At 73.3% G+C, this 23,016-nt stretch carries 21 protein-coding genes; 20 read left to right on the top strand and 1 reads right to left on the bottom strand.

Going from position 1 to position 23,016, the window contains the following annotated elements; translation table 11 throughout:
- Positions 1-53: 53 nt before the first annotated feature.
- From pyrR to FHX73_RS00455, 16 genes are all read left to right on the top strand, one after another.
- Complete coding sequence (gene pyrR / locus FHX73_RS00530) at positions 54-659, top strand: bifunctional pyr operon transcriptional regulator/uracil phosphoribosyltransferase PyrR (RefSeq protein ID WP_211786267.1); 606 nt, start codon at positions 54-56, stop codon at positions 657-659.
- A gap of 8 nt (positions 660-667) precedes the next feature.
- On the top strand, positions 668-1,642 hold the full coding sequence (locus FHX73_RS00525; RefSeq protein ID WP_145902714.1) for an aspartate carbamoyltransferase catalytic subunit: 975 nt from the start codon (positions 668-670) through the stop codon (positions 1,640-1,642).
- Positions 1,639-2,943, top strand: coding sequence for a dihydroorotase (locus tag FHX73_RS00520; RefSeq protein ID WP_145902713.1), 1,305 nt, complete (start codon positions 1,639-1,641; stop codon positions 2,941-2,943). The genes FHX73_RS00525 and FHX73_RS00520 overlap by 4 nt, the downstream gene beginning before the upstream one ends.
- A 17-nt stretch (positions 2,944-2,960) precedes the next feature.
- Positions 2,961-3,515 carry a PH-like domain-containing protein gene (locus FHX73_RS00515; RefSeq protein ID WP_145907970.1) on the top strand — a complete coding sequence of 185 codons (555 nt, stop codon included), beginning with the start codon at positions 2,961-2,963 and terminating at the stop codon, positions 3,513-3,515.
- On the top strand, positions 3,512-4,669 hold the full coding sequence (gene carA, locus FHX73_RS00510) for a glutamine-hydrolyzing carbamoyl-phosphate synthase small subunit (protein ID WP_145902712.1): 1,158 nt from the start codon (positions 3,512-3,514) through the stop codon (positions 4,667-4,669). The genes FHX73_RS00515 and carA overlap by 4 nt, the downstream gene beginning before the upstream one ends.
- Positions 4,662-7,970 (top strand): carbamoyl-phosphate synthase large subunit, encoded by a 3,309-nt coding sequence (gene carB / locus FHX73_RS00505; RefSeq protein ID WP_145902711.1) that lies wholly within the window; start codon positions 4,662-4,664, stop codon positions 7,968-7,970. The genes carA and carB overlap by 8 nt, the downstream gene beginning before the upstream one ends.
- Before the next feature lie 64 nt (positions 7,971-8,034).
- Positions 8,035-9,129 carry a quinone-dependent dihydroorotate dehydrogenase gene (locus FHX73_RS00500; protein ID WP_145902710.1) on the top strand — a complete coding sequence of 365 codons (1,095 nt, stop codon included), beginning with the start codon at positions 8,035-8,037 and terminating at the stop codon, positions 9,127-9,129.
- A gap of 122 nt (positions 9,130-9,251) precedes the next feature.
- Positions 9,252-10,118: an iron-sulfur cluster-binding protein gene (locus FHX73_RS00495; protein ID WP_145902709.1), complete on the top strand. Its 867-nt coding sequence runs from the start codon at positions 9,252-9,254 to the stop codon at positions 10,116-10,118.
- Positions 10,115-11,077, top strand: coding sequence for a dihydroorotate dehydrogenase (locus FHX73_RS00490; RefSeq protein WP_246213280.1), 963 nt, complete (start codon positions 10,115-10,117; stop codon positions 11,075-11,077). The genes FHX73_RS00495 and FHX73_RS00490 overlap by 4 nt, the downstream gene beginning before the upstream one ends.
- 8 nt (positions 11,078-11,085) lie before the next feature.
- The gene (gene pyrF, locus FHX73_RS00485; protein WP_145902708.1) at positions 11,086-11,916 is read left to right on the top strand and encodes an orotidine-5'-phosphate decarboxylase; all 831 of its coding nucleotides are present in this window, start codon (positions 11,086-11,088) and stop codon (positions 11,914-11,916) included.
- A 267-nt stretch (positions 11,917-12,183) separates the two neighbouring features.
- Positions 12,184-12,510 carry an integration host factor, actinobacterial type gene (gene mihF, locus FHX73_RS00480; protein ID WP_145902707.1) on the top strand — a complete coding sequence of 109 codons (327 nt, stop codon included), beginning with the start codon at positions 12,184-12,186 and terminating at the stop codon, positions 12,508-12,510.
- 162 nt (positions 12,511-12,672) lie between these two features.
- Complete coding sequence (gene gmk, locus FHX73_RS00475; protein WP_145902706.1) at positions 12,673-13,230, top strand: guanylate kinase; 558 nt, start codon at positions 12,673-12,675, stop codon at positions 13,228-13,230.
- Between the two features lie 34 nt (positions 13,231-13,264).
- On the top strand, positions 13,265-13,531 hold the full coding sequence (gene rpoZ, locus FHX73_RS00470) for a DNA-directed RNA polymerase subunit omega (protein ID WP_145902705.1): 267 nt from the start codon (positions 13,265-13,267) through the stop codon (positions 13,529-13,531).
- Between the two features lie 92 nt (positions 13,532-13,623).
- Positions 13,624-14,862 (top strand): bifunctional phosphopantothenoylcysteine decarboxylase/phosphopantothenate--cysteine ligase CoaBC, encoded by a 1,239-nt coding sequence (gene coaBC, locus FHX73_RS00465; RefSeq protein ID WP_145902704.1) that lies wholly within the window; start codon positions 13,624-13,626, stop codon positions 14,860-14,862.
- A 140-nt stretch (positions 14,863-15,002) separates the two neighbouring features.
- The gene (metK, locus tag FHX73_RS00460; RefSeq protein ID WP_145902703.1) at positions 15,003-16,196 is read left to right on the top strand and encodes a methionine adenosyltransferase; all 1,194 of its coding nucleotides are present in this window, start codon (positions 15,003-15,005) and stop codon (positions 16,194-16,196) included.
- 88 nt (positions 16,197-16,284) lie between these two features.
- On the top strand, positions 16,285-18,354 hold the full coding sequence (locus tag FHX73_RS00455) for a primosomal protein N' (RefSeq protein WP_145902702.1): 2,070 nt from the start codon (positions 16,285-16,287) through the stop codon (positions 18,352-18,354).
- An 84-nt stretch (positions 18,355-18,438) separates the two neighbouring features.
- Here the strand turns inward: FHX73_RS00455 and FHX73_RS45925 are convergent, their stop codons facing one another.
- Positions 18,439-18,987: a hypothetical protein gene (locus FHX73_RS45925; RefSeq protein ID WP_246213279.1), complete on the bottom strand. Its 549-nt coding sequence runs from the start codon at positions 18,985-18,987 to the stop codon at positions 18,439-18,441.
- Positions 18,988-19,172: 185 nt separating this feature from the next.
- Between FHX73_RS45925 and def the strand changes: the two genes are divergently transcribed.
- Genes def through FHX73_RS00430 form a run of 4 tightly spaced genes read left to right on the top strand, consistent with a single transcriptional unit; the run spans position 19,173 to position 22,998 of the window.
- Positions 19,173-19,718, top strand: coding sequence for a peptide deformylase (def, locus tag FHX73_RS00445; RefSeq protein WP_145902701.1), 546 nt, complete (start codon positions 19,173-19,175; stop codon positions 19,716-19,718).
- A 56-nt stretch (positions 19,719-19,774) separates the two neighbouring features.
- Positions 19,775-20,710: a methionyl-tRNA formyltransferase gene (fmt, locus tag FHX73_RS00440; protein WP_145902700.1), complete on the top strand. Its 936-nt coding sequence runs from the start codon at positions 19,775-19,777 to the stop codon at positions 20,708-20,710.
- A 51-nt stretch (positions 20,711-20,761) separates the two neighbouring features.
- A complete protein-coding gene (locus FHX73_RS00435) occupies positions 20,762-22,195 on the top strand; it encodes an RsmB/NOP family class I SAM-dependent RNA methyltransferase (protein ID WP_145902699.1) in 1,434 nt (477 codons plus the stop codon).
- Positions 22,196-22,239: 44 nt separating this feature from the next.
- On the top strand, positions 22,240-22,998 hold the full coding sequence (locus FHX73_RS00430) for a nucleotidyltransferase domain-containing protein (protein WP_246213278.1): 759 nt from the start codon (positions 22,240-22,242) through the stop codon (positions 22,996-22,998).
- The last annotated feature ends 18 nt before the right edge of the window (positions 22,999-23,016 follow it).

Raw genomic sequence — 23,016 nt, 5'->3', positions numbered from 1 at the left:
TCCTTTAAGGCCCGTCCAGTGAGGCGGGGAAGGAGGTCCGCTTCGGCATGACCATGAACACCGACACACCGCGACCGCCGCACCAGGTGCTGGACGGCGCGGACATCACCCGGGTGATCACCCGGATCGCGCACGAGATCGTCGAACGCGCCAAGGGCGCCGAGGACGTCGTGCTGCTGGGCATCCACACCCGCGGGGTCCACCTGGCCCGCCGGCTGCACACCCGGCTCACCCAGATCACCGGCCGGGACATCCCGCTGGGCACCCTCGACATCACCATGTACCGGGACGACCTGCGGCTGAAGCCCGCCCGGGCCCTGGAGCACACCGACATCCCGGCCGACGGGATCGACGGCAAGCTGGTGATCCTGGTCGACGACGTGCTCTTCTCCGGCCGCACCGTGCGCGCCGCCCTCGACGCCCTCGGCGACATCGGCCGCCCGCGCGCCGTGCAGCTCGCCGTGCTGGTCGACCGCGGCCACCGGGAGCTGCCGATCCGGGCCGACTACGTGGGCAAGAACCTGCCCACCTCGCTGCGCGAGGCCGTGCAGGTGCGGCTCGCCGACAGCGACGGCGAGGACGCCGTCCTGGTCGGCGACCGCGACTACAAGGTTCGTAGCTCTCAGGCGCTCGCCGCCGATCCGACCAAGCCCGAGTAGGGAATCCCGTGCGCCACCTCGTCTCCGCCGCCGATCTCAGCCGCGACGACGCGCTGCTGATCCTGGACACCGCCGAGGAGCTCGCCCAGCTCTCCGGACGGGCCGTCAAGAAGCTCCCCACGCTGCGCGGTCGCACCGTCGTCAACCTGTTCTTCGAGGACTCCACCCGCACCAAGACCTCCTTCGAGGTCGCCGAGAAGCGCCTCTCGGCCGACGTGATCAACTTCGCCGCCAAGGGCTCCTCGGTCTCCAAGGGCGAGAGCCTCAAGGACACCGCGCTCACCCTGCAGGCGATGGGCGCCGACGCCGTGGTGATCCGTCACCACGCCTCCGGCGCGCCGGCCCGGCTCGCCCAGTCCGACTGGCTGCACGGCAGCGTGATCAACGCCGGCGACGGCACCCACGAGCACCCCACCCAGGCCCTGCTGGACGCCTTCACCATGCGCCGGCACCTCAACCCCGGGCTCGGCAACGACCTCGCGGGGCGCCGGATCACCATCGTCGGCGACGTGCTGCACAGCCGGGTCGCCCGCTCCAACGTGCTGCTGCTCAACACGCTGGGCGCCGAGGTCACCTTCGTCGCCCCGCCCACCCTGCTGCCGATCGGCATCGAGAACTGGCCCTGCGAGGTCTCCTACGACCTCGACGCCACGCTCGCCAAGACCGACGCGCTGATGATGCTCCGGGTCCAGCGCGAGCGGATGAACGCCGCCTTCTTCCCCACCGAGCGCGAGTACTCGCGCCGCTACGGCATGCACGGCGGCCGGCTGGCCAAGCTGCCCGAGCACGCCATCGTGATGCACCCCGGCCCGATGGTGCGCGGCATGGAGATCACCGCCGAGGTGGCCGACTCGCCGCGCTGCACCGCCGTCGAGCAGGTCGCCAACGGCGTCTCGATCCGGATGGCCGTGCTCTACCTGCTGCTCGGCGGCGCGACCGCCTCGGACACCAACAGCACCAACACCAGTGAGGCCGCCAAGTGACCAGTTACCTGATCCGCAACGCCCAGATCCTCGGCGGTCCCGCGCAGGACGTCCTGATCGCCGACGGCGTGATCCAGCAGATCGGCGCCGACCTGGTCGCCGACGCCGAGGTGGAGATCGACGCCACCGGCCTGATCGCGCTGCCCGGCCTGGTCGACCTGCACACCCACCTGCGCGAGCCCGGCCGCGAGGACGCCGAGACCGTGCTGACCGGTACTCAGGCGGCCGCCATGGGCGGCTACACCGCGGTGCACGCGATGGCCAACACCTTCCCGGTGGCCGACACCGCCGGCGTGGTCGAGCAGGTCTGGCGGCTCGGCAAGGAGTCCGGCTACTGCGACGTGCAGCCGGTCGGCGCCGTCACCGTCGGCCTGGAGGGCAAGAAGCTCGCCGAGCTCGGCGCGATGCACGAGTCCGCGGCCGGCGTGCGGGTCTTCTCCGACGACGGCAAGTGCGTGGACGACGCGGTGATCATGCGGCGCGCGCTGGAGTACGTGAAGGCCTTCGACGGCGTCGTCGCCCAGCACGCCCAGGAGCCCCGGCTCACCGAGGGCGCCCAGATGAACGAGGGCCGGGTCTCCGGCGAGCTCGGCCTGGGCGGCTGGCCGGCCGTCGCCGAGGAGGCGATCATCGCCCGCGACGTGCTGCTCGCCGCGCACGTCGGCTCCCGGCTGCACGTCTGCCACGTCTCCACCGCCGGCTCGGTGGAGATCATCCGCTGGGCCAAGGCCAAGGGCTGGAACGTCACCGCCGAGGTGACGCCCCACCACCTGCTGCTCACCGACGAGCTGGTCCGCAGCTACGACCCGGCCTACAAGGTCAACCCGCCGCTGCGCACCGCCGAGGACGTGCAGGCGCTGCGCAAGGCGCTGGCCGACGGCACCATCGACGCCGTCGCCACCGACCACGCGCCGCACCCGGCCGAGGACAAGGACTGCGAGTGGGCGGTCGCCGCGATGGGCATGGTCGGCCTGGAGACCGCGCTGTCCGTGGTGCAGCAGGCCATGGTGGACACCGGCCTGCTGAACTGGGAGGCCGTGGCCGACCGGATGTCGCACCGCCCGGCCCGGATCGGCCGTCTCACCGGGCAGGGCCGTCCCGTCTCGGTCGGTGAGCCGGCGAACCTGGTGCTGTTCGATCCCGCGTACCGTGGCACCGTGAACCCCGAGAGCTTCGCCACCCGTAGCCGCAACACCCCGTACAAGGGCCTCGACCTGCCCGGACGGGTGCACGCCACCTTCCTGCGCGGCCGGGCCACCGTGCTGGCCGGCGCGCTGGTCGAGCCTGGCGAGCCGGCGTGACGAGCCCTCAGCTGGCGATGGAGAAGGCCAAGGTCCACGACTGGCCCACGCACATCGGCTGGATCGTCGGCCTGCTGATCCTGGTGGCGCTGGTCTACTGGCTGATGCGCCAGGGCTGGAACTGGCGCCGCACCCTCCAGTCCGACCTGCCCGACCTGCCCGCCGTGCCGGCCGAGGCCGGGCCGCCCATCCTGGAGAGCAGCGGCCGCTACCACGGCAGCACCACCGCCGGGAACTGGCTCGACCGGGTGGTCGCCCACGGCCTGGGCACCCGCAGCCTGGCCGAGCTGACCCTGACCGAACGGGGCCTCAAGGTCGAGCGCCCCGGCGACCGGGACCTGTGGATCCCGGTCGAGGCGCTGACCGGCGCCCGCACCGACTCCGGCATCGCCGGCAAGGTGGTCCCGTCGGGCCTGCTGGTGGTCGGCTGGCGACTCGGGGAGCAGGAGCTGGAATCCGGCTTCCGACTGGACCGACCGGAGCAGCACGCCGCCTGGGTCACCGCCCTGGACGGCCTCGCTGACCCACCGACAGCAACACGTACGACGAAGACGGAAGGCGTAACACGATGACCGCACCTGCCCCCACCACGCCGCGCCCCGGGCGCGAGCGCGTGCCCGCCGTGCTGGTGCTGGAAGACGGTCGCAGCTTCCGCGGTCAGGCCTACGGCGCGACCGGCGAGACCTTCGGCGAGGCGGTCTTCAACACCGGCATGTCCGGCTACCAGGAGACCCTCACCGACCCGTCCTACCACCGCCAGGTGGTGGTCATGACGGCCCCGCAGATCGGCAACACCGGCTGGAACGACGAGGACGACGAGTCCAAGCAGATCTGGGTGGCCGGCTACGTGGTCCGCGACCCCGCCCGGGTCGCCTCGAACTGGCGGGCCACCCGCTCGCTCGACGAGGAACTGGTGGCCCAGGGCATCGTCGGGATCAGCGGCATCGACACCCGGGCGCTCACCCGGCACCTGCGCGAGCGCGGTGCGATGCGGGTCGGCATCTTCTCCGGCGAGCGGCTGGCCGAGCCGGCCGAGCTGCTGGAGCGGGTGCTGCGGGCGCCCGAGATGAAGGGCGCCGACCTGTGCGCCGAGGTCGCCACCACCGAGGCGTACGTGGTCCCGGCGATTGGTGAGAAGAAGTTCACGGTCGCCGCCGTGGACCTCGGCATCAAGGGCATGACCCCGCACCGGATGGCCGAGCGCGGCATCGAGGTGCACGTGCTGCCGGCCAACTCGACCGCCGAGGACCTCTACGCGGTCAACCCGGACGGCGTCTTCTTCTCCAACGGCCCGGGCGACCCGGCCACCGCCGACCACCAGGTCGCCGTGCTGCGCGAGGTGCTGGGCCGGGGGACCCCGTTCTTCGGGATCTGCTTCGGCAACCAGATCCTCGGCCGGGCGCTGGGCTTCGGCACCTACAAGCTCAAGTACGGCCACCGCGGCATCAACCAGCCGGTGCAGGACCGCACCACCGGCAAGGTCGAGGTGACCGCGCACAACCACGGGTTCGCCGTGGAGGCGCCGCTGGACCGGGTGAGCGACACCCCGTTCGGCCGCGCCGAGGTCTCCCACGTCTGCCTCAACGACGACGTGGTCGAGGGCCTGCAGTGCCTGGACACCCCGGCGTTCAGCGTTCAGTACCACCCCGAAGCGGCGGCCGGTCCGCACGACGCGGCCTACCTGTTCGACCGTTTCGTCCAGCTCATGGAGGGCCAGCGTGCCTAAGCGCACTGACATCAAGTCCGTCCTGGTCATCGGCTCCGGTCCGATCGTGATCGGCCAGGCGGCCGAGTTCGACTACTCGGGCACCCAGGCGTGCCGGGTGCTGCGGGCCGAGGGCCTGCGGGTGGTGCTGGTCAACTCCAACCCGGCGACCATCATGACCGACCCGGAGATCGCCGACGCGACCTACGTCGAGCCGATCACCCCGGAGTTCGTCGAGAAGATCATCGCCAAGGAGCGGCCGGACGTGCTGCTGCCCACCCTGGGCGGGCAGACGGCGCTGAACACCGCGATCTCCCTGGACAAGGCCGGCACGCTGGCCAAGTACGGCGTGGAGCTGATCGGCGCCAACGTCGAGGCGATCAACAAGGGCGAGGACCGCGAGCTGTTCAAGCAGGTCGTGGAGGCCGTCAAGGCCAAGATCGGCCACGGCGAGTCGGCCCGCTCGGTGATCTGCCACTCGATGGAGGACGTGCTCGCCGGCGTCGACACCCTCGGCGGCTACCCGGTCGTGGTGCGCCCCTCCTTCACCATGGGCGGCGCCGGCTCCGGCTTCGCGCACGACGAGGAGGACCTGCGCCGGATCGCCGGCCAGGGCCTGGCGCTCTCGCCGACCACCGAGGTGCTCCTGGAGGAGTCGATCCTCGGCTGGAAGGAGTACGAGCTTGAGCTGATGCGCGACAAGAACGACAACGTCGTGGTCGTCTGCTCGATCGAGAACTTCGACCCGATGGGCGTGCACACCGGTGACTCGATCACCGTGGCGCCGGCCATGACGCTGACCGACCGCGAGTACCAGATCCTGCGCGACATCGGCATCGCGGTGATCCGCGAGGTCGGCGTGGACACCGGCGGCTGCAACATCCAGTTCGCGGTCAACCCGGAGGACGGCCGGGTGATCGTCATCGAGATGAACCCCCGGGTCTCCCGCTCCTCGGCGCTGGCCTCCAAGGCCACCGGCTTCCCGATCGCCAAGATCGCCGCCAAGCTGGCCGTCGGCTACACGCTGGACGAGATCCCCAACGACATCACCGAGGAGACCCCGGCCTCCTTCGAGCCGAGCCTCGACTACGTCGTGGTCAAGGTCCCGCGGTTCGCCTTCGAGAAGTTCCCGAGCGCGGACGCCACGCTGACCACCACCATGAAGTCGGTCGGCGAGGCCATGGCGATGGGCCGCAACTTCCCCGAGGCGCTGAACAAGGCGCTGCGCTCGCTGGAGAAGAAGGGCTCCCAGTTCAGCTGGGTCGGCGAGCCGGGCGACAAGGCCGAGCTGCTCACCAAGGCCCAGGTGCCCACCGACGGCCGGATCAACACCGTGATGCAGGCGATCCGGGCCGGCGCCACCCCCGCGGAGGTCTTCGAGTCCACGAAGATCGACCCGTGGTTCGTGGACCAGCTCTTCCTGCTCGACGAGATCGCCCAGGACCTGGCCGGCGCCGAGCTGCTCGACCCGGAGCTGCTGCGGCACGCCAAGCGGCACGGCTTCTCCGACCAGCAGATCGGCGAGATCCGCGGCCTCAAGCCGGACGTGGTCCGCGAGGTGCGGCACGCGCTCGGCATCCGCCCGGTCTTCAAGACGGTGGACACCTGCGCGGCCGAGTTCGCCGCGAAGACCCCGTACTTCTACTCCTCCTACGACGAGGAGAGCGAGGTCGCGCCGCGCACCAAGCCCGCGGTGATCATCCTCGGCTCGGGCCCGAACCGGATCGGCCAGGGCATCGAGTTCGACTACTCCTGCGTGCACGCCTCGTTCGCGCTGGCCGAGGCCGGCTACGAGACCGTGATGGTCAACTGCAACCCGGAGACCGTCTCCACCGACTACGACACCTCCGACCGGCTCTACTTCGAGCCGCTCACCCTGGAGGACGTGCTGGAGATCGTGCACGCCGAGCAGCAGGCGGGCCCGCTGGCCGGCGTCATCGTCCAGCTCGGCGGCCAGACCCCGCTGGGCCTGGCGGCCGCGCTGAAGGAGAACGGGGTGCCGATCGTCGGCACCCAGCCCGAGGCGATCGACCTGGCCGAGGAGCGCGGCGCGTTCGGCCGGGTGCTGCGCGACGCCGGCCTGCCGGCGCCCAAGCACGGCACGGCGTTCTCCTTCGAGGAGGCCAAGGCGATCGCCGACGAGATCGGCTACCCGGTGCTGGCCCGCCCGTCCTACGTGCTGGGCGGCCGCGGCATGGAGATCGTCTACGACGAGGCCAGCCTGGCGTCCTACCTGGAGCGGCACGCCGGCCTGATCTCCGAGCACCCGGTGCTGATCGACCGCTTCCTGGACGACGCGGTCGAGATCGACGTGGACGCGCTCTACGACGGCGAGGAGCTCTACCTCGGCGGCGTGATGGAGCACATCGAGGAGGCCGGCATCCACTCCGGCGACTCGGCCTGCGCGCTGCCGCCGATCACCCTGGGCGGCTACGACATCAAGCGGCTGCGCGCCTCCACCGAGGGCATCGCCAAGGGCGTCGGCGTGCGCGGTCTGATCAACATCCAGTTCGCGCTGGCCGGGGACATCCTCTACGTGCTGGAGGCCAACCCGCGCGCCTCGCGCACCGTGCCGTTCACCTCCAAGGCCACGGCGGTGCCGCTGGCCAAGGCGGCGGCCCGGATCTCGCTCGGCGCCACCATCGCCGAGCTGCGGGCCGAGGGCCTGCTGCCGGCCGAGGGCGACGGCGGCACGCTGCCGGCCGACTGCCCGGTCTCGGTCAAGGAGGCCGTGATGCCGTGGTCGCGCTTCCGCGACGTGCACGGCCGCGGGGTGGACACCGTGCTCGGCCCGGAGATGCGCTCGACCGGTGAGGTCATGGGCATCGACAAGGTGTTCGGCACCTCCTACGCCAAGGCCCAGGCCGGCGCGTACGGCTCGCTGCCGACCAAGGGCCGGGTCTTCGTCTCGGTCGCCAACCGGGACAAGCGCAACCTGGTCTTCCCGGCCCGGGCGCTGGTCGAGCTCGGCTTCGAGGTGCTGGCCACCGCGGGCACCGCCGAGGTGCTGCAGCGCGCCGGCATCCCCTCCACCCAGGTGCGCAAGCACAGCGAGGGCACCGGTCCGAACGGCGAGCGGACCATCGTGCAGCTGATCCACGACGGCGAGGTCGACCTGATCATCAACACGCCGTACGGCACCGGCGGCCGGATGGACGGCTACGAGATCCGCACCGCGGCGGTCTCCCGCGGGGTGCCCTGCCTGACCACCGTGCAGGCGATGGGGGCGGCCGTGCAGGGCATCGACGCGCTGACCCGTGGCGACGTCGGAGTGATGTCGCTGCAGGAGCACGCGGCGCTGATCAACGCCGCCCGCCCGTAGAACCATCCTGAAGGGGAGGCATCCAGTTCCGTCGGATGCCTCCCCTTCCCATGCGAGGAGCCCCGTGTACAAGATCCTGTTCAACCTGGTCTTCCGGAAGATGGACCCCGAGAAGGCCCACCACCTGGCCTTCTTCTGGATCCGGCTGGCCGCCTCGGTGCCCGGGCTGCGGCAGCTGGTGGCGCTGGTGCTGGCCCCCCGCGACAAGGCGCTGCGCACCGGGGCGCTCGGCCTGGACCTGCCCGGCCCGTTCGGCCTCGGCGCCGGCTTCGACAAGAACGCGGTCGGGATCGACGGCCTGGCGATGCTCGGCTTCGACTACGTCGAGATCGGCACGGTGACCGGCGAGCCGCAGCCCGGCAACCCGGCCCCGCGGCTGTTCCGGCTGGTCGAGGACCGCGCGCTGATCAACCGGATGGGCTTCAACAACCAGGGCTCGGCCCGGATCGCGGCCCGGCTGGCGCAGCGTCAGCGCGGCTCGATGTCCCCGGTGGTCGGGGTGAACATCGGCAAGACCAAGCTGGTCGAGGAGGCCGACGCGGTCGCCGACTACGTGAAGAGCACCGAGCGCCTCGCCGTGCACGCCGACTACCTGGTGGTCAACGTCTCCTCGCCGAACACCCCCGGGCTGCGCAACCTGCAGGCCGTTTCGGTGCTGCGGCCGCTGCTGACCGCCGTCCGGGAGGCCGCCGACCGGTCCACCCCGCACCACGTGCCGCTGCTGGTGAAGATCGCCCCCGACCTGGCGGACGAGGACGTGGACGCGGTCGCCGACCTGGCCCTGGAGCTGGGCCTGGAGGGGATCATCGCGACCAACACCACGATCGGGCGCGAGGGCCTGCGGGCGCCGGCTGCCGAGGTGGAGGCGATCGGGATGGGCGGGCTCTCCGGCGCGCCGCTGAAGGACCGCTCGCTGGAGGTGCTGCGGCGGCTGCGGCGGCGCACCGAGGGCCGGCTGGTGCTGGTCTCGGTGGGCGGCATCGAGACCGCCGAGGACGCCTGGCAGCGGATCCTGGCCGGGGCCGACCTGGTGCAGGGCTACAGCGCCTTCATCTACCAGGGCCCGTTCTGGATGCGCCGGGTGCACAAGGGCCTGTCGGCCCGGCTGCGCGAGCACGGCTACCGCTCGATCGACGAGGCGGTCGGGGCGGGGGCCTGAGAAGCGCGGAGATGCTTGTCTGACCATATGTCAGATTTGGGGGGTGATGGGACGACGGCCCGAGCGGTCTGCGAGAGTGCGACGGCGAACGGGCCGCACGGAACGGCGAAAGGTGCCCAGGCATGGCCAACCCCCTCCAGTTGCGGGCCGAGGTGCTCGCCGACCACCCCGAAGGCGCCTACCGGCGACTGGTGCTCCGGGCGCCCGGAGTGCCCCGGCGGGTCCGGCCCGGCCACCTCGCCGCGCTCGCCGTCGGCGGGGCCGGCGCCCCGCGGCTGCTGCGCCGGGCCCACCCCGTGCACCGGGCCGACCCGGCGGCCGGCACCGTCGAGCTGGTGCTCCCGGCCGACGACCCCGCCGTCGCCGAGAAGGCCACCGAGCTGGACCTGATCGCCCCGCTCGGCACCCCCTTCCCGCTGCCCGACGGCCCGGCCGCCGCCCTGCTGGTCGGCGAACAGGCCGCCGCCGGGCCGCTGCTGGAGCTCGGCGCCGAACTCCTGCGCCGCGGCTGCCGGATCGGCTTCGTGCTCGGCGCGCCGAGCGCCGACCGGCTGTACGGCGTGGAACGGGCGCAGGTGCTCACCCCGGACGTGCTGGTGCTCACCGAGGACGGCTCGGCCGGGCTGGCCGGCCGGGTCACCGACCCCCCGGCCGGGGGCGGGGGACCCCACTCGCCCAGCGTCCTCGCCCAGGCCGTCGAGGCGATCGGCGCCACCGTGCTCTACGCGGCCGGCGGCCGGCGCACGCTGGCCGCCGCCGCCCGGACCGCCGCCGAGCGGTCGGTGCGCTGCCACACCGCCGTGCCGCAGGCTGCCGTCTGCGCCACCGGCAGCTGCCTGAGCTGCGTGCTGCCGGTGGTCGGCGCGGACGGCCGGGTCCGGTTCGCCCGCGGCTGCGCCGACGGCCCGGTCTTCGACGGCACCAAGGTGCGTTGGGAGCAGATCGGCACCGTGCCGGCCGACCTGGACGGTGCGGGGGCGGCCCGGTGAACCCGCGCCCCGAGGACGTGGACCTCACCGCCCCGCTCGGCGGCACCACCCTGCCCAACCCGCTCAGCACCGCCGCCGGCTGCGCCGGCTACGGGCGCGAGCTGGCCAGGTTCGTGCCGCTGGACGCGCTCGGCACGATCACCACCCGGACCGTGATGGCCGAACCCCGGGCCGGCCTGGCCACCCCCCGGCTCGCCGAGACGCCCGCCGGGCTGCTCAACGCGATCGGCCTGCAGGGCTGCGGCATCGACGCCTTCCTGGGCGACGAACTGCCCTGGCTGGCCGAGCGCGGCGCCCGGGTGCTGGTCTCGGTCGCGGGGGAGCGGCTGGAGGAGTTCGCCGGCCTCGCCGAGCGGCTGAACGGACGGCCCGGGGTGGCCGGGGTGGAGCTCAACATCTCCTGCCCCAACACCGCCGACCGGGGCCTGCTGTTCGCCGCCAACCCGGCGATCAGCTACGACGTGGTGCGGGCCGTCCGGGCGGTCACCGACCCCGCGCTGCCGGTCTACGCCAAGCTCTCCCCGGACGTCGCCTCGATCACCGACGTGGCCGCTGCCTGCGTCCGGGCCGGGGCTGACGGACTGTCAATGATCAACACCGCGCTGGGCATGGCGATCGACACCGACACCCTGCGACCGGCGCTGGCCGGCACCACCGGCGGGCTCTCCGGCCCGGCGCTGCGCCCGATCGCGGTGCGCTGCGTCTACCAGGTGCACGCCGCGATGCTGGCCGGCCGGATGGCCCCGGTGCCGATCCTCGGCATGGGCGGCGTCGGCACCGGCCGGGACGCGCTGGAGCTCACCCTGGCCGGGGCGAGCGGCGTGGCGGTCGGCAGCGCGCTCTTCCACGACCCGGCCGCACCCCTGCGGATCCTCGACGAACTGCGGGCCCTGCTCGCCGCCCGGGGGTTCGCCAAGTACACCGACGCGGTGGGGTACGCCCACCGCGGCAACCAGTGAAGGAAGTCATGATCTCGTTCGGTACCCGCCTGCACCACGCGATGGCCGAGCGCGGCCAGCTCTGCGTCGGCATCGACCCGCACGCCGCGCTGCTCTCCGCCTGGGGCCTGGGCGACGACCTGGCCGGCCTGGAGACCTTCAGCCGCACCGTGGTCGAGGCCCTGGCCGACCGGGTGGCCGTGCTGAAGCCGCAGGCCGCCTTCTTCGAGCGGTTCGGCAGCAAGGGCGTCGCGGTGCTGGAGCGCACCGTGGCCGAGGCCCGGGCGGCCGGCGCGCTGGTGGTCATGGACGCCAAGCGCGGCGACATCGGCTCCACCATGGCCGCCTACGCCGAGGCGTTCCTGACCCCGGACAGCCCGCTCTTCTCGGACGCCCTCACGGTCAGCCCCTACCTGGGCTTCGGCTCGCTTCAGCCGGCCGTGGACCTGGCCCGCGAGCACGGCTGCGGCCTCTTCGCGCTGGCCCTGACCTCCAACCCGGAGGGCTTCGAGGTGCAGCGCGCCACCGGCCCGGACGGGGTGAGCGTGGCCCAGCAGGTGCTGAACCGGCTGGCGGCGGAGAACGCCGGTGCGCAGCCGCTGGGTTCGTTCGGCGCGGTGGTCGGCGCGACGCTGGCCGACGCGGGCGCGGACCTGGCGATCAACGGCCCGCTGCTGGCCCCCGGGGTCGGCGCGCAGGGGGCCACGATGGCCGACCTGCCGCGGGTGTTCGGCGCCTCGGTGCCGGCGGTGGTCCCGAGCGTGAGCCGGGACGTGCTCAAGCACGGACCGTCCGTGACGGGTCTGCGGGAGGCCGCGCAGCGGTTCGTCGACGATGTGAGGGCTGTCACACTCGGCTGATCAGGAGGGCCCAAACCGGGCCGTTTTCTACCGAAAAGTCCTGGCCTACCTGTGCTGACCAGGACTTTTCTGCTTCTTTTCCTGACGCGGGCGCGCAATGCGGGTAGTGTCCGGCGGTAGGTGCCCAAGGCGGGCGGTTCCTCGTTGCTCTCGCAGGTCAGAGCGGCTAGGTTCCTCTGCGGTCATCGCCCCAACAGGCAATGGCAGGCCCCTGGTTCGACCAATGTCCTAGCACTTCAATTCCTTCCAGACCCTGAGGTGAACGGCGTGGCTCTTCCGCCCCTTACCCCTGAACAGCGCTCCGCCGCGCTGGCCAAGGCCGCCGAGGCTCGCCGGGAGCGCGCCGAGGTGAAGAACCGGCTCAAGCACTCGGGCGCGTCCTTGCACGAGGTCATCAAGGCCGGCAAGAACGAGAACGAGGTCATCGGCAAGATGAAGGTCTCCGCGCTGCTGGAGAGCCTTCCGGGCGTCGGCAAGGTCCGCGCCAAGCAGATCATGGAGCGCCTCGGCATCAGTGAGAGCCGTCGCGTGCGCGGTCTCGGTACCAACCAGATCGCCTCGCTGGAGCGCGAGTTCGGCGGCACCGCGTCCTGACGCGACCGCTGCCAAAACCCCGGTGAGCGGGCGAGCCGCGAGCGAGCGGAGGGTGGGGGTCGCCGAGGAACGAGGCGGCACCCGCCCGCAGCTCGGGAGCGGATCGTGGAGCGACCCCGGGGGGTGGTCTCGGAACCGTCCAGGATCCGGGATAATCGGTGCATGAGTGAACGTCCGCGGCTGACCGTGCTCTCCGGCCCTTCGGGGGTCGGCAAGAGCACGGTCGTCGCTCATATGAGGCAGCAGCACCCCGAGGTCTGGCTCTCGGTCTCGGTGACCACCCGGCGACCGCGCCCCGGCGAGCAGAACGGGGTGCACTACTACTTCGTCGACCACGACGAGTTCGACAAGCTGGTCGCCAACGGCGAACTGCTGGAGTCGGCCACCTTCGCCGGGAACCGGTACGGCACCCCGCGGTCCGCGGTGCAGGAGCGGCTGGACCGGGGCGAGCCGGTGCTGCTGGAGATCGAGCTGGAAGGCGCCCGGCAGGTGCGCGAGTCCATGCCGGATGCGCAGCTGGTCTTCCTCGCCCCGCCGAGCTGGGAGGAGCTGGTCCGCCGGCTCACCGGCCGGGGCACCGAGCCGCAGGAGGTCATCGACGAGCGGCTGGCCGCCGCCCGGGTCGAGCTGGCCGCCGAGCCGGAGTTCGACACGACCCTGGTCAACACCTCCGTCGAGCAGGTGGCGAGCGAGCTGCTAGCCTTGCTCGGTGTAGTCTGACCTTTTGTTTTCCACCCTTTCGGAAGGTTTTCGCGTGTCCTCTTCCATGACCGCGCCCGAGGGCATCATCAACCCGCCGATCGACGAGCTGCTTGAGGCCACGGACTCCAAGTACAGCCTGGTGATCTACGCGGCCAAGCGTGCTCGCCAGATCAACGCCTACTACTCGCAGCTGGGCGAGGGCCTGCTGGAGTACGTCGGCCCGCTGGTCGACACCCACGTGCACGAGAAGCCGCTGTCGATCGCGCTGCGCGAGATCAACGCCGGCATGCTGACCGCCGAGGCGACCGACGTCGCCTGACGGCTGCGTCAGCTGCCTGACGGCCTTTCAGAGGGCCCACCGGACCAGTCCGGTGGGCCCTTTGGCGTTCCGGGCGGTCTAGGGTGTCCCCCATGAGTGAGACTTCGCCCCAGGTCCGGCCGCAGGTGGTGCTCGGCGTCAGCGGCGGGATCGCCGCCTACAAGGCCTGCGAGCTGCTGCGCCGGTTCACCGAGTCGGGCCACCAGGTGACCGTGGTGCCGACCGCCGCCGCGCTGCACTTCGTCGGCGAGGCGACCTGGGCCGCGCTCTCCGGCCGGCCGGCCGCCACCGAGACCTGGGACCGGGTGCACGAGGTGCCGCACGTGCGGATCGGGCAGGGCGCCGACCTGGTGGTGGTCGCCCCGGCCACCGCCGACCTGCTGGCCAAGGCCGCCCACGGGATGGCCGACGACCTGCTCACCAACACCCTGCTGACCGCCCGCTGCCCGGTGGTCTTCGCGCCGGCCATGCACACCGAGATGTGGGAGCACCCGGCCACCCAGGAGAACGTCGCCACGCTGCGCCGGCGCGGCGCCGTGGTGCTGGAGCCCGCGGTGGGCCGGCTGACCGGCAAGGACACCGGCAAGGGCCGGCTGCCCGACCCGGACGCGATCTTCGCCGCCTGCCGCCGGGTGCTCGCCCGCGGCGCGGGGGCGGCCGACCTGGCCGGCCGGCACGTGGTGGTCTCGGCCGGCGGCACCCGGGAGGCGCTGGACCCGGTGCGCTTCCTCGGCAACCGCTCCTCCGGCAAGCAGGGTTACGCGCTGGCCGTCACCGCCGCCGCGCGCGGTGCCCGGGTGACGCTGCTGGCGGCCAACGTCGAACTGCCGGACCCGGCCGGGGTCGACGTGGTGCGCGTCACCAGCGCGCTGGAGCTGCGCGAGGCCGCGGTCAAGGCCGCCGCCGACGCGGACGTGGTGGTGATGGCGGCCGCGGTGGCTGATTTCCGCCCCGCCGTGTACGCCGCCGGCAAGATCAAGAAGGTCGAGGGGGAGGAGCCGGCGCCGGTCGCGCTGGTCCGCAACCCCGACATCCTGGCGGAACTCAGCGCGCACCGGACACACCCGTCCCAACTGGTGGTCGGCTTCGCCGCCGAGACCGACCGGGTGCTGGAGAACGGCCGGGCCAAGCTCGCCCGGAAGGGCTGCGACCTGCTGGTCGTCAACGAGGTCGGCGAGGACAAGGTCTTCGGCACGGACAGCAACGAGGCGGTGCTGCTGGCCGCCGACGGGGCCGAGGTGCCGGTTCCGCTGGGTTCGAAGGAGCAGCTCGCCGACCTGGTCTGGGACCAGGTGGCGGCACGGTTCGGCACCCGCCCTCTCACGGATTGAGACAGGCTGGCCCGAATCCCGCGGAGAGTGTTGAAGGGCGATAGCTGACCGTTACACTCCAGGCATCAAGTCTTTCCGGATGCCCCGGCCCCGGCCGGAAGTGCATTCAGTCAGCAGCCGCTGCAACCCCAGGGAGCGCTGTGTCTCGCCGCCTGTTCACCTCGGAGTCCGTCACCGAGGGGCACCCCGACAAGATCGCTGACCAGATCAGCGACACCATCCTCGACGCCCTGCTCAAGGACGACCCCACCTCTCGGGTCGCCGTCGAGACCCTGATCACCACCGGCCAGGTGCACATCGCCGGTGAGGTCACCACCAAGACCTACGCTCCGATCGCGCAGCTGGTGCGCGAGAAGATCCTGGAGATCGGGTACGACAGCTCGAAGAAGGGCTTCGACGGCGCCTCCTGCGGCGTCTCGGTCTCGATCGGCGCGCAGTCCCCGGACATCGCGCAGGGCGTGGACAGCGCCCACGAGCACCGCGTCGAGGGCGATGAGGACGAGCTGGACCGGCAGGGCGCCGGCGACCAGGGCCTGATGTTCGGCTACGCCTGCGACGACACGCCCGAGCTGATGCCGCTGCCGATCACCCTGGCGCACCGGCTCTCCCAGCGGCTCACCGAGGTGCGCAAGAACGGGACCATCCCGTACCTGCGCCCCGACGGCAAGACCCAGGTCACCATCGAGTACGACGGCGACAAGGCCGTGCGGCTGGACACCGTCGTGGTCTCCACCCAGCACGCCTCGGACATCGACCTGGACTCGCTGCTCACCCCGGACATCCGCGAGTTCGTCGTGGAGCCGGTGCTGCAGGGCCTGGACCTGGACACCTCCGACTACCGCCTGCTGGTGAACCCGACCGGGCGGTTCGAGATCGGCGGCCCGATGGGCGACGCCGGCCTGACCGGCCGCAAGATCATCATCGACACCTACGGCGGCATGGCCCGCCACGGTGGCGGCGCCTTCTCCGGCAAGGACCCGTCCAAGGTGGACCGTTCGGCCGCCTACGCGATGCGCTGGGTCGCCAAGAACATCGTCGCGGCCGGCCTGGCCCGCCGCGCCGAGGTCCAGGTCGCCTACGCGATCGGCAAGGCCGAGCCGGTCGGCCTGTTCGTGGAGACCTTCGGCACCGAGACCGTCGACGTGCTGAAGATCCAGGAGGCCGTCACCAAGGTCTTCGACCTGCGCCCGGCCGCGATCATCCGCGACCTGGACCTGCTGCGCCCGATCTACTCCCAGACCGCCGCCTACGGCCACTTCGGCCGCGAGCTGCCGGACTTCACCTGGGAGCGGACCGACCGCGCCGAGCTGCTGAAGGCCGCCGTCGCGGGCTGAGGTTGAGAGCGCGTGCGGCGGTGGCCGTCCCCTCGGGGGCGGCCACCGCCGTTTTCCGTCAGCCGCCCGTGGTACCACTGGACCCGACATGAGCAGCGAGAACGTTCCCGAGCAGCTGGCGCTGATCCGCGAGACGGTGCGCCGGGCCAAGCCGCGCACCTGGCGCGGTGCGCACCTGGCCGAGGAGCTGCCGGTGGCCCGGGTGGTGGTGGACAAGGGGCTGCTGCACCTCGACCAGTACTACGACTACGCCGTGCCGGTGGCGATGGCCGAGTCCGCCCAGCCCGGGGTCCGGGTCCGGGTCCGGTTCGGCGCCCGGGTGAACGCGGCCGGGCGGCGCGAGGGCGGCGAGCTGCACGACGGCTTCGTGGTGGCCCGGCTGGAGGCCAGCGACTACCCCGGGGTGCTCGCCCCGCTGGCCCAGGTGCTCTCGCCGGAGCGGGTGCTCACCCCCACGCTGCTCGGCCTCAGCCGCACCATCGCCGACCGCTACGCCGGCACCCTGGCCGACGTGCTGCAGCTGGCCGTGCCGCCGCGGCACGCCAAGGCCGAGGCGGAGCCCTCGCCGGCCCCGCTGCCCCCGCCGCCGGCGCCCGGCCCGGGCAGTTGGCAGCGCTACCCGCAGGGCCCCGAGTTCCTCGCCGCGCTGACCGCCGGGCACGCGCCCCGGGCGGTCTGGACGGCGCTGCCCGGCCCCGACTGGCCGGCCGAGATCGCCCGCGCGGTGGCCGCCACGCTGGCCGGCGGGCGGGGCGCGCTGGTGGTGCTGCCGGACGGGCGGGCGGTGGCCCGGGTGGACCAGGCGCTCACCGAGCTGCTCGGCGGGCCCGAGCGGCACGCCGTGCTCACCGCCGACCTCGGGCCGCGCGAGCGCTACCGGAACTGGCTCGCCGTCAGCCGGGGCTCGGTGCACGCCGTGATCGGCACCCGGGCCACCGTCTTCGCCCCCGTGCACGACCTGGGGCTGCTGGTGGTCTGGTCGGACGGGGACAGCAGCCACAGCGATCCGCGCGCCCCCCATCCGCACGTGCGCGAGGTGGCGCTGCTGCGTGCCGCCGAGGAGGGCGCCGGGGTGCTGGTCGGCGGACTGGCCACCACGGTGGAGGCGGCGCAGCTGCTGCGCACCGGCTGGGCCCGGCCGCTGGCCGCCGAGCGGGCCGGGGTGCGGGCCGCCGCGCCCCGGGTGCGCACCGTGGAGGACACCGACCAGGCGCGGGACGCGGCCGCGCAGGCGGCCCGGCTGCCCAGCGTGGCCTGGCAGGCGGCGCGCGAGGCGCTGAAGGCGGGCCCGGTGCTGGTGCAGGTGCCGCGGCGCGGCTACGTGCCGCGGCTGGCCTGCGAGCGGTGCCGGGAGCCGGCCCGCTGCGCGCACTGCGCCGGGCCGCTGGAGGCGCCGGGGGCGGACCAGGTGCTGCGCTGCGCCTGGTGCGGGGTGGAGCAGCCGGAGTGGCACTGCGTGGAGTGCGGCTCGTTCCGGCTGCGCGCGCAGGTGGTCGGGGCGCGGCGGACGGCGGAGGAGTTGGGCAAGGCGTTCCCGGGGATCCCGGTGCGCACCTCCGGGCGGGAGGCGGTGCTGGCGACGGTGCCGGACGAGCCGGCCCTGGTGATCTCCACGCCCGGGGCCGAGCCGGTGGCTGAGGGCAGCGGGTACGCCGCCGCGCTGCTGCTGGACGGCTGGGCGCTGCTGAACCGGCCGGACCTGCGGGCGGCGGAGGAGGCGCTGCGGCTCTGGCTGGCCGCCGCGGCGCTGGTGCGGCCGGCCGGGGAGGGCGGGCTGGTGGTGGTGGTCGCCGATCCGGGGGCGCGGCCGGTGCAGGCGCTGGTGCGCTGGGACCCGGTCGGGTTGGCCGAGCTGGAGCTGGGGGAGCGGGCCCAGTTGGGGTTCCCGCCGGTCTCCCGGATGGCGGCGGTGAGCGGCACGCCGAGTGCGGTGGCGGATCTGCTGGGGGTGGCCCGGCTGCCGGACGGGGCCGACGTGCTGGGGCCGGTGGCACTGCCGCCGCTGCGCGGGCAGGAGCAGGAGCGGGCGCTGCTGCGGGTGCGGCCGGGGCAGGGGGGTGCGCTGGCGGCCGCGTTGAAGGCGGCGCAGATCGCCCGGGTGGCGCTGCGGGGCTCGGAGCCGGTGAAGGTGCGGATCGATCCGACGGACATCGGGTGAGCCGGGTGGGGCGGGTGGTGCGCTCAGGTGTACGGGAAGTCAGGTCGGCCGACTTCCCGTACAGCGAAGCGATCTGATCGTCGGTCAGCTGTGCACGCCCTGGCGATCCAGTCCGCCCTGGCGCGCGGCGGGCACCGTGCGGGCCAGGCCGCCGGCGGTCGGCGGGGCCGTCTCCTCCTCCCGCACCGCGGTCGGCGCCGGCACCGCGGGCGCACCCGGCTGGGCCGGCAGTTGGGCCGGGAGCTGGGCCGGCAGCTGGGCGCCCGCCGCGCCGATCAGCTCGCCGGAGCGCCGCATCCCGTACCGCCGGTGCACCGCCTGCTTGGTCACGCCGAGCGCGGAGCCCACCGAGTCCCAGGAGAACCCGAGGGCCCGGTCGAACTCGACCGCCGCCGCGACCAGCGTCTCCACGCTCTCCCGCAGCTCCTGGGCCAGCCGGACGGTGGGCGCGGGCGCCCGCCCGTAGACCACGAAGCCGCCGGAGCTGCTGGGCCGGCGCGGCCGGTAGACGTTGCCCAACTGGGCGGTGAGGGTGCGCAGTGCGTCCACCTGGCGGCGGACCCGCTCGATGTCCCGCACCAGCAGGTGCAGGCTGGCCCGCGCCCGGGTGTCGTGGTTGATCTGCTCGGCCATTGTGCTCAGGGCCACCTTCCGTGCCAGTGATGGGCCTCACGCCGGCCCGGTGTCGTTCACGGTCAATCTCTTTTGACAACGTCCGAACCGGGTCCAGGTCACGCATTGGGATATGCCAACTCGGGGCCGTTCGTCCGCCGCATAGACTGGGGTGCCGTCAACCGTGAGCCGAAGGAGCCCGACCCGTGGCCATCAAGCCGATCCGGATCTTCGGCGACCCGGTGCTGCGGGCCAAGGCGCAGCCCGTGACGACCTTCGACAAGGAGCTGCGCACCCTGGTCAAGGACCTCACCGAGACCATGCTGGACGCGCCGGGCGCCGGTCTGGCGGCTCCTCAACTCGGGGTCTCGCTGCGGGTGTTCACCTATCACGTGGGTGGGGTGACGGGGCATCTGATCAACCCCGACCTGAGCCTGACCGAGGAGGAGCAGGACGGTCCGGAGGGCTGCCTGTCGCTGCCCGGCCTGCGGTTCGACACCAAGCGCGCGTTCGGCGTGGTGGCGCGCGGGTTCAACGAGTACGGCGATCCGGTCACCGTGGAGGGCACCGAGCTGCTGGCCCGCTGCGTCCAGCACGAGACCGACCACCTGGACGGGATCATCTTCATCGACCGGCTCGACCGGGAGCGCCGCAAGGAGGCGCTGCGGGCGATCCGCGAGAGCGACTGGGGCGGCGGGCCGGTGCCCGAGGTGCGGGTCTCGCCGCACCGCACCTTCGGTGCGATCAGCTGACCCGCCCGTTCTGACTCCTCCGCCCCGATCCGTTCAGCACTCGAAAGGCACATCCCTTGCGTCTGGTCTTCGCCGGCACTCCCGAGGTCGCCGTCCCCGCCCTGGAGGCGCTGCTCGCCTCCGACCGGCACGAGGTGGTCGCGGTGGTCACCCGCCCCGACGCCCCCGCCGGCCGCGGTCGCCGGCTGGTCGCCAGCCCGGTCGCCGAGCGTGCCGAGGCGGCCGGCATCGAGGTGCTCAAGCCGGTGAAGCCCAGCGACCCCGAGTTCGTCGCCCGGCTCACCGAGCTGGCCCCGGACTGCTGCCCCGTGGTCGCCTACGGCGCGTTGCTGCGCGACCCGGCGCTGAGCATCCCGAAGCACGGCTGGGTCAACCTGCACTTCTCGCTGCTGCCCGCCTGGCGCGGCGCCGCGCCGGTGCAGCACGCGGTGCTGGCCGGCGACGAGGTGACCGGCGCCTCCACCTTCCGGATCGAGTACGGCCTGGACTCCGGCCCGGTCTTCGGCGTGCTCACCGAGGAGATCCGCCCGGGCGACACCAGCGGCGTGCTGCTCGACCGACTGGCCCGGGCCGGCGCCGGCCTGCTCACCGCGACCATGGACGGCATCGAGGACGGCGGCCTGGTCGCCGTCCCGCAGCCCGCCGACGGGATCACCCTGGCGCCCAAGATCACCGTCGAGGACGCCCGGATCGACTGGACCCACCCCGCGCTGCGGATCGACCGGGTGGTGCGCGGGTGTGCGCCCGCGCCCGGCGCCTGGACGCTGTTCCGCGGCGAGCGGCTCAAGGTCTCCGGGCCGGTCAAGCTGCTGCCCGGCGAGAGCGCGCTGAAGGCCGGGGAGCTGGCCGTCGGCAAGAACTCGGTGCGGGTCGGCACCGGCAGCCACGAGCTGGAGCTCGGCGAGGTGCAGCCGCAGGGCAAGAAGCCGATGCGGGCGGCCGACTGGGCCCGGGGCGCGCGGATCGAGAGCGGGGAACTGCTCGGCGCTTGATCTACCGTTGAACCGACTGTTGCCCGCACCTTTTCTGAAAGCGTTCCTGAGATGAGCACCGCCCCCGGCGCCAAGCGCCCGCCCCGCCCGCACCGCCGTCCGAAGAAGGACCCGGCCCGGATCACCGCCTTCCGCGCGCTGCGCGCCGTGGACGAGCGCGACGCCTACGCCAACCTGGTGCTCCCGCCGCTGCTGCGGGAGGCCGAGAAGCAGGGCATGGACCGGCGCGACGCGGCGCTGGCCACCGAGCTGGTCTACGGCACGCTGCGCGGCCAGGGCAGCTACGACGCGATCATCGCCGCGTGCGTGGACCGGCCGCTGCGCGAGGTGGACCCGCCGGTGCTGGACGTGCTGGCACTCGGCGCGCACCAGCTGCTGGCCACCCGGATCCCCACCCACGCGGCGGTCTCCGCGACCGTCGAGCTGGCCCGGGCGGTGCTCGGCGACGGGCGCGCCAAGTTCGTCAACGCCGTGCTGCGGAAGATCAGTTCGCAGGACCTGGAGAGCTGGATCGGGCAGGTCGCGCCGCCCTACGAGGACGACGCCGAGGACCACCTGGCCGTGGTGCACTCGCACCCGCGCTGGGTGGTGGCCGCGCTCTGGGACGCGCTCGGCCGCTGGCAGCCCGGTTCGGCCGGGCGGGCCGCGATCGAGGAGCTGCTGCGGGCCGACAACGAGCGGCCGGAGGTCACCCTGGTGGCCCGCCCCGGCCGGATCGCGGTCGAGGAACTGGCCGAGGAGCTGACCGGCAGCACCGAGGGCCGCTGGTCGCCGTACGCGCTGCGGCTGGCCGAGGGCGGCGACCCGGCCGAGCTGACGGCCGTTCAGCAGAACCGGGCCGGTGTCCAGGACGAGGGCAGCCAGCTGGTCGCGCTCGCGCTGGCCGCGGCGCCGGTCGAGGGGCGCGACACCCGCTGGCTGGACGCCTGCGCCGGCCCCGGCGGCAAGGCGGCGCTGCTCGCCGCGCTGGCGGCCGGGCGCGGCGCGGCGCTGGTCGCCTCGGAGCGGCAGCCGCACCGGGCCCGGCTGGTGGCCCGCGCGCTGGCCGGCAACCCCGGCCCGTACGCGGTGATCACCGCGGACGGCACCCGGCCGGCCTGGGAGCCCGGCAGCTTCGACCGGGCGCTGGTGGACGTGCCCTGTTCCGGCCTCGGCGCGCTGCGCCGGCGGCCGGAGGCCCGCTGGCGCCGCCGTCCGGAGGACGTGGCCGGCTTCGGCCCGCTGCAGCGCGCGCTGCTGCGCTCGGCGCTGGACGCGGTGCGGGTCGGCGGCGTGGTGGGCTACGCCACCTGCTCGCCGCACCTGGCGGAGACCCGGGCGGTGGTGGACGACGTGCTGCGCGGCCGCGCGGACGTGGAGTTCGTGGACGCCCGCCCGCTGCTGCCCGGTGTGCCGTCGCTCGGTGACGGTCCGGACGTCCAGCTCTGGCCGCACCTGCACGGGACGGACGCGATGTACCTGGCACTGCTGCGCCGGACGGCCTGACGCCGTAGGTTGGGGGGCCTACGACGGGGCCGGGGGAGGCGCTGGTGGGCGGGGACGCGGCGACGGAGGAGTTGGTGCGGCGGTTCGCCGCGGGGCTGGCCGGGGCGGTGCCGGTGCTCGCGGTGTGGGCGCACGGGTCGCTGGCGCTCGGGGACTACCAGCCCGGCCGCAGCGACCTGGACCTGCTGGCCGTGCTGGAGCGCGCTCTGGAGCCGGCCGAGCGCGAGCGCCTGGTGGCCCTGCACAAGGGGCTGGAGCGGGAGTTCCCGCCGGCCGCGAAGCTGCACTGCACCTACCTGCTCGCCGACCGCCTCGGCGATCCCGCGCTCGACCATCTCACCTGGGCGCACCGGGAGTTGTTCGCGCGTCCGGTCACCCCGGTGACCCGGCGCGAGCTGGAGCTCGGCGGTCTGTGCTACCTGGGTCCGCCGCCGGGGGAGTTGCTGCCCCCGGTCGGCGAGGCCGAGCTGCGGGCCTTCATCCGCCGTGACCTGTCCGGGTACTGGCTGCCGGCCACCAGGTGGTGGGTGCGCTGGCTGCGCGACGACTGGGTGGACGTCGGCCTCTTCACGCTGGCCCGGGCCACCGCGACGCTGCGTGGCGGTGGGCTGCTGACGAAGAGTCAGGCGCTGGCCGTGCTGCCGGAGTTCGGGGTCTCGCCGGCCCTGCTGGCGGACCTGTCGAGCCGCCGGGCGGGGCGGCCGGTGCGGACCGGCTGGCGTTGGCGCTCGCGGCGGGCGGCGCAGGCTCGCCGGGTGCTCCGGCTGGGGATCCGCAAGGTTCTGGCGGAGCAGCCGAACTGACGGTGCGTCAAGCCTGGC

Source organism: Kitasatospora viridis, from assembly GCF_007829815.1.
GTDB classification, from domain to species: domain Bacteria; phylum Actinomycetota; class Actinomycetes; order Streptomycetales; family Streptomycetaceae; genus Kitasatospora; species Kitasatospora viridis.
This window is presented reverse-complemented; position numbering and strand designations above follow the sequence as displayed.